Genomic DNA, 6,467 nt, shown 5'->3' on the forward strand with positions numbered 1-6,467 from the left:
GCCGCGACCAGGAAATCTCCCCCCATGCACACGTTGCCCCCTTTGGACCCTACCTCGGCCGAGCCGATCTACCGTCAGCTTTACTGGCGTTTTCGCAGTGCCATCGCCGAAGGCCTGCTCAAGCCCGGCGAGCGTGTCCCGGCGGCGCGGGCGCTGGCCAAGGAGTTGGGGCTCGCGCGCGGTACCATCGACAGCACTTATGCATTACTGACCGCCGAGGGTTACCTTGAACCACGCGGCCAGGCGGGCACGGTGGTGGCGCACGGTATCCAGAGCGCCCAGCCTACGCCGGTGGTCATCACGCCCTACAACGCGGTGCGACAACAGTCACACGTACTGCCCTTTCAGATGGGCCTGCCAGCGCTGGACGCTTTCCCACGCAAGATCTGGTCGAAAATCGCCGCCCGCTGCGTGCGCGCCACGCAACTGGCGGACATGGGCAACCCGCCGGTCTACGGCCTGCCTTCGCTGCGCACCGCTATCGCCAGTTACTTGCAGGTGGCCCGAGGAATCCACTGCACGCCGGAGCAGATCTTTGTCACGTCGGGCTACCGCAACACGCTGAGCCTGGTCACCCATGCGTTGCTCTCACCCGGCGACGCGGTGCTGGTCGAAGACCCTGGTTATCTGCCCACACGACCGCTGCTGGACCACTTGCAGATCAAGTCCATCCCCATACCTGTGGATCAGGACGGCCTCTGCGTACAGCACCTCAGCGCCGCCCGCGCCGTGGTCGTCACCCCGGCCCATCAAAGCCCGCTGTGTGTGTCGCTGTCGCTGCCGCGCCGCCTGGAACTGCTGGACTGGGCCCGCCGTGAACAGGCCTGGATCATCGAGGACGACTACGACGGCGAGTACCGTTACGTCAGCCGCCCATTACCTGCCCTCAAGAGCCTGGACCGCGAGGGTCGGGTGCTTTACGCGGGTACCTTCAGCAAAGTGCTGTTCCCCGGCATTCGCCTGGCGTATCTGGTTGTGCCCGTTTCCCAGGTCGGGCGTTTCGAGCAGGTCAGCCAGAGCTTCCTCGGCAACTGCCCGGAACTGACCCAGGCCATCGTCGCCAGTTTTATTGCCGAAGGGCATTTCGCCCGGCACATCCAGCGCATGCGCAAGCTGTACGGCGAGCGCCGCGAAGCCACCGCCAACGGGTTGCGCAAGGTATTGGGCGCGCATATTTCCATTGATGCACAACCTGGCGGGATGCACCTGATCCTGCGGTTCAAGACCCCGCAATCAGACCGTCTGCTGGTGCAGAAACTGGCGAGCGTCGGTCTCTTCGCAGAAGCCTTGAGCGAATGGAATGTCGTGCAGCAAACCGGTCCCGGCCTGCTGTTGGGGTTTGCCAACATCGACTCCCAGGCCAGCGCCGAAGCATTGGGCCGGCGCCTCCTGGAATGCTGGGTGGCCTAGTCATCAGGCGATTTCTTGGCGCTGTGCTTGTCGGCCAACAGGCGTGAAACTGCAACGCCCTACCCCCAACCAGGAATTCTGATGCGCAGTCTCACGGTGTTTTGCGGCTCCAACTTCGGCACCCACCCTCGCTACAGTGAAGACGCCAAAGCCCTGGGCCGTGAAATCGCCTGGCGCGGTATTCGCCTGGTCTACGGCGGCAGTGCCAAAGGCCTGATGGGCGTGATTGCCGACAGCGCACTGGCCGAGGGTGGCGAAGTGATCGGCGTCATCACCCGATTGCTGCATGAACTCGGGCACATGCATCCTGGGCTCAGCGCCTATGAAATCACCGAAGACATGCGCAGCCGCAAAGCGCGCATGAGCGAACTGGCCGATGGGTTTATCGCCCTGCCCGGCGGCCTAGGCACCTTTGAAGAATTGCTGGAAGCGATGACCTTGACGCAATTGGGCGAGCACCACAAAGGCGTGGCCTGCCTGAATACTGCACAGTTCTTCGCGCCATTGCAGAGCCTGTTCGCGCACGGCGTGCAGGAAGGCTTCATCAAGGCAGAACACTGCCAGATGCTGATCGTCGAAGACAACCCCGGCGCCCTGCTCGATGCACTTGGGCAGTGGCAGGCGCCGGTGGTCAACAAATGGATCGAGCCCGCTAAGCGCTAGCCCGTTTCGGCCTTGGCGATGCTGCTCCCGAATCCTTTCGCCAAGGCCTTTTTTTACTTCACCACTGGTAGGTCGCGCTCGCCTGCACGGTGCGCTGCGAGCCATACCAGCACCACGAATAGGAGTAGCAGGACGCAACGTACTCTTTATTCGCCAGGTTGGTGGCATTGAGCGCCAGGCGCAGGTTGTCCTTCAGGCTGGTGATGTTCGGGATGTCGTAGTGCACGGCTGCATCGAACAGGGTGTAGCCCGGCACCTTGAGGGTGTTAGCCGTATCGCCCCAGGACGAGCCAACATACCGAGCCCCCGCACCGGCACCGAAGCCCTTGAGGTTGCCATCGTGGAAGGTGTAATCGGCCCACGCCGAGGCGGTGTGACGTGGCACGCCGTAGGTGGTGGTGCCTTCAGCCGCGATGGCCGGGCCTACGCCGATGTCGCTGATGGGCGCATACCGCACGGTGTTGTTGGACTTGCTGATGCGGTTGTCCAGGTAGGCGTAGGCCGCGGTGATGTCCAGGTTGTCGTTGAGGCTGGCCTTGCCTTCCAGCTCAAAGCCACGGGATTGCACTTCACCGTCCTGGCTCTGGCAACGTCCGGAGCCGCACAGATGAGTCGGGTCCGGGTCGGTGGTCAGCACGTTGGTCTGGCGCAGGTCGAAGATCGCCGCGGTGATAAAGCTGTTGCTGCCTGGCGGCTGGTACTTGATGCCGATTTCGTACTGCTTGCCTTCGGTCGGCTTGAACACTGAACCGCCGTAGCCGGTGCCCGACTGCGGGTTGAATGACTCGGCGTAGCTGGCATAGGGTGCCAGGCCATTATCAAACAGATAGACCAGGCCGATACGGCCGGTAAACGCCTTGCTGTCCAGGGACGACTCGGATTTGGCGCCGGTGCGAATCGTCTTGGTGCTGCTGTCCGTGCTGGCCCAGTCATAGCGCCCGCCCAGCAACAGGACCCATTTGTCCCACTTCATCTGTTCTTGCAGGTACACGCCAGTCTGCTCACTGCGCGAGGTACCGTCGGTGGTGTAGGCCGGCACCGGGACCGCCGCGCCATAGACCGGATTGAAGATATCCAGGGTCGGGCCAGCGGTGTAAACGCCCGAGCCGGACTTGGTGTCGGTGCTGGTGTTCTGGTAATCAAGCCCCATCAACAAGGTGTGCTGCAACGGGCCGGTGTCGAATTTGGCCTGCACCTGGTTGTCGAGGGTGTAGGCATCCAGGTCGACATCGCTGGCAATGGTCGAACGGCGGATGGTGCGGTAATCCGCCATCAGGTAGTTGCTGTAGAGACTGCGATACTGGCCTTCGCTGCGCAGGTAGCGCGCATTCTGGCGCACGGTCCACACGTCATCGAAGTGATGCTCGAATGCCCAGCCGATGCTGTAGTACTCGCGGTCACTTTTCTCGAAATTCTTTTCGCCGTCGTAGAAGTCCACATCGATGCTGCGCCCGGTTGGGCTGTGCAGCACCGAGCCCCAGGCCGGCACCGAACCGTAGGACGCGCCTTTGGGGTCCTTCTGGAAATGCCCGAGCAGGGTCAGCGAGGTCGCGTCGTCCGGGCGCCAGGTGAAGGCGCTGGAGAGCGACTGGCGGCGCGTTTCGGTGTGTTCTACCTGCCCGTCGGCATCGTCGAAAAGCCCGGCCACGCGGTAGGAATACACGCCCTGATCGTCCAACGGGCCGCTCAAATCGAAGGTCGTGCGTTTCTTGTTGAAGGTGCCGTATTCCACACCCACTTCGTGAAACGGCGTGTCCAGCGGGCGTTTGCTGACCATGTTGATCACGCCGCTCGGCGTACCCTGCCCGTAAAGCACCGAGGCCGGACCGCGCAGCACTTCAACGCGTTCCAGGTCAAAGGCGTCCTTTTGCGGCAAGGCGTCACGGCTCGAGGGCATGCGCAGGCCATCGAGATAAGTGGCCGGAGAGAAACCCCGGATAGTCAACTGGTCCAGGCGCGATGCGGTGGCGCCACGGGTTTCCGGAATGACGGCGGCGCTGTAGCGCAGGATCTGGTTGAGGCTCTCGGCGTTTTGCGCACGCATCTGGTCTTTGGTGACGATGGAGATCGACTGCGGGGTTTCGATCAGCGCGGTGTCGGTCTTGGTGCCCGACAAGCTGCGCGTGGCCACATAACCGGACACGGGCCCGGTCGGGCTTTCAGTCTGGTATGCGCCGCTGATGGTGGTGGCCTGCAACTCCATGGCCCCGCCGTTATCCGGGATGGCTTCCAGGCGGTAGCGGTCGGCGGAGAGTTTCAAGGCTTGCAAGCCGCTGCCGGCGAGCAACTGGTTCAGTGCCACATCAGTATCGTACTGCCCACTCAGAGCCTTGCTGCGCTTGCCACGGGTCAGGCTTGCATCAAACGCCAGCACCAGGCCCGCCTGCTCGGCCAGGCTATTGAGCGCCTGGCTCAAGTCACCGGCGGGAATCGAGAAACTGCGCACGGCGCTGCTGGTCTCTTCGGCAAAGGAAGGCTGGACGGTCAGCAACGGCACGGCGGCAAAAGCCATCGCCACTGACAAGGCCAGTGGGTGCAAGGGACGAGCAAGGCGCGACATGGGAAATCCTGCGTAAGGGAGGTTCTATAAACCATGACGGCCATGTCGGGAAATCGGGCAAGGATGAGAGCGATTTTTATTTAAGCTGCCGCGCTGCAATCAGCTTTGTCGCTTTTTCGTGTAGCCCTTTGGGTTGGTTTTTTGCGGCTTTTTCCCGTGATCAGTCAGCCATTTCTGAATTTCTCAACCGTTCATCCCGCTGCGTTTTGCTGCGGCATGCTCCGACGCCTTGCCCTTTGCCGAGACGTCACGGATGACCCCCCCTTCCCACATTGCCCTGATCGAATTTGAGCTGGATGGCTTCCATCAGAGCCTGGTGATTTATCGCCAGCAGATGGACGCCTGGTATTCGCGTGCGCTGGATTCGGTGAGCCATGGGCTAGACATGCCGTCGCTGCTGGGGATGGATCGGGTGTTGCGGGTGGGGGATTCGCAGCGGGTGGTGAGCATTGCGGATGCCGACTTTTCGACCGTGGTCCAGTGCGCGGTGGGCGGCGAGCTGAAGATCGACAGCCTGTTCGAGTCGGTGTATGACGTGCCGATTGGCAACATCCCGGTGGAGGTGATCGGGCTGGATGACGGCAGTTCCGCGGTGGTCATGCTGGATGAACAAGGCAAAGGCTCGCACCACTGTGCCGCGGGTGGCCGGTATCAGGTGCGAGTGCAGGGCGGCGTTTCTGCTGAGCAAGTGGACGCGTTGTTTGCGTCTTACGCTGGGCTGACCGGGGATCTGGAGCAGTGGCTTCGGGCGCAGTGGTCGGGTTTTAAACCGCGCTGGGAGCAGTCCACCGCCAGCGCGATTGGCAGCGGCGTACTGGCGGGCAGTTGGGCGGCGATTCGTGATGTGTGGGACAGCATCAAGCGGGTGCAGGCGATTCTTGATGACCCGCTGAAGTACGTCGAGCAATTGGGTGATCAGGCCGCCAAGTTGGCGCAGCTCGCCACCGATGCGCCCAAAGTCATGGAACAGGCGATGCTGCTGGCCAGTGATGAAGCGGCGCTGTTCCTGATGCTGCGCACGGCGATGATCTGGTTGGACGCATTGCCGCCCGGTCAAATGGCTGAGATGGCGGCTGGGTTTGTGGTGTCGTTGCTGATTGACCTGGTGATTGGCGTGGTGTTGACCATCGCCCTGCCAGCGGCGGGTGTGGCGTATTTGAGCCTGCGGTTGGTCAAGTATGGCGGGCAGATTCTTGAGGCGGCGACGGGTTTTGTCAGGGGACTTTTGGGGATTCTGACGAAGTTCATGCAGGCCGTGGATCGCTACAAGGCGGTCGCGGTTCGCGGGGTGGTTGGTGGGTTGAAGCAAGGCAGGCTGCAGATGCGCTGGAAGGCGCGGCAGAACGCGATGCTGAAGCAGGCGGAGCATGTGGATGATGTGCCTGCGGTTGGGAAGAATCCGGCTGGGGATGCGGCGGCGTCTTCGGACAAGACGGCCACCAACGGCTGCCCGGTGTCGATGGTCACGGGCGAGGAACTGCTGACCCTCACCGATGGCGCGTTAGATGGGATCTTGCCGTTTGAGTGGACCCGGTTGTATCGCACCAGTGCGGTGGAAGTGGATTGCGGGCTGGGGTTTGGTTGGAGTCACTCGCTGGCGCATCGGTTGAGTGTTGCCGGGAATTCGGTGGTGTGGACCGATCATGAGAATCGCTCGACTACCCTGCCCTTGCCTTCTGTTACTCGGCCTGCGATTACCAACAGCCTGGCTGAAGCGGCGATCTATCTCGGTACTTTTCCCGATGAATTGATACTTGCCCAAGCATCTCATTTCTACCACTTCCGCGACGGTGTGCTGACGGCGATCAGCGATGCGTATGACAACCGGTTGCGC

4 protein-coding genes are annotated in these 6,467 nt (G+C 61.9%); 3 read left to right on the forward strand and 1 reads right to left on the reverse strand.

The genetic code is table 11. The annotated features are described in order from the left end of the window. The first annotated feature begins 24 nt into the window (after positions 1-24). Complete coding sequence (locus CI807_RS24790) at positions 25-1,410, forward strand: PLP-dependent aminotransferase family protein (RefSeq protein ID WP_095016634.1); 1,386 nt, start codon at positions 25-27, stop codon at positions 1,408-1,410. Between the two features lie 81 nt (positions 1,411-1,491). Beyond that, positions 1,492-2,073 carry a TIGR00730 family Rossman fold protein gene (locus CI807_RS24795; RefSeq protein ID WP_095016635.1) on the forward strand — a complete coding sequence of 194 codons (582 nt, stop codon included), beginning with the start codon at positions 1,492-1,494 and terminating at the stop codon, positions 2,071-2,073. Positions 2,074-2,131: 58 nt separating this feature from the next. Here CI807_RS24795 and CI807_RS24800 read toward each other — a convergent pair whose 3' ends face one another. Beyond that, positions 2,132-4,633 carry a TonB-dependent siderophore receptor gene (locus tag CI807_RS24800; protein WP_095016636.1) on the reverse strand — a complete coding sequence of 834 codons (2,502 nt, stop codon included), beginning with the start codon at positions 4,631-4,633 and terminating at the stop codon, positions 2,132-2,134. A 253-nt stretch (positions 4,634-4,886) separates the two neighbouring features. Here CI807_RS24800 and CI807_RS24805 point away from each other — a divergent pair. After that, positions 4,887-6,467 (forward strand): DUF6531 domain-containing protein (locus tag CI807_RS24805; RefSeq protein ID WP_256578619.1); only part of this gene is annotated, 1,581 nt, incomplete at its 3' end.

It is taken from the genome of Pseudomonas sp. NS1(2017), assembly GCF_002269425.1.
GTDB classification, from domain to species: domain Bacteria; phylum Pseudomonadota; class Gammaproteobacteria; order Pseudomonadales; family Pseudomonadaceae; genus Aquipseudomonas; species Aquipseudomonas reactans.

Coding starts and splice junctions, on each gene's coding strand:
- CI807_RS24800 (WP_095016636.1), bottom strand. CDS start 4,633: ATGTCGCGCCTTGCTCGTCCCTTGCACCCACTGGCCTTGTCAGTGGCG.
- CI807_RS24790 (WP_095016634.1), top strand. CDS start 25: ATGCACACGTTGCCCCCTTTGGACCCTACCTCGGCCGAGCCGATCTAC.
- CI807_RS24795 (WP_095016635.1), top strand. CDS start 1,492: ATGCGCAGTCTCACGGTGTTTTGCGGCTCCAACTTCGGCACCCACCCT.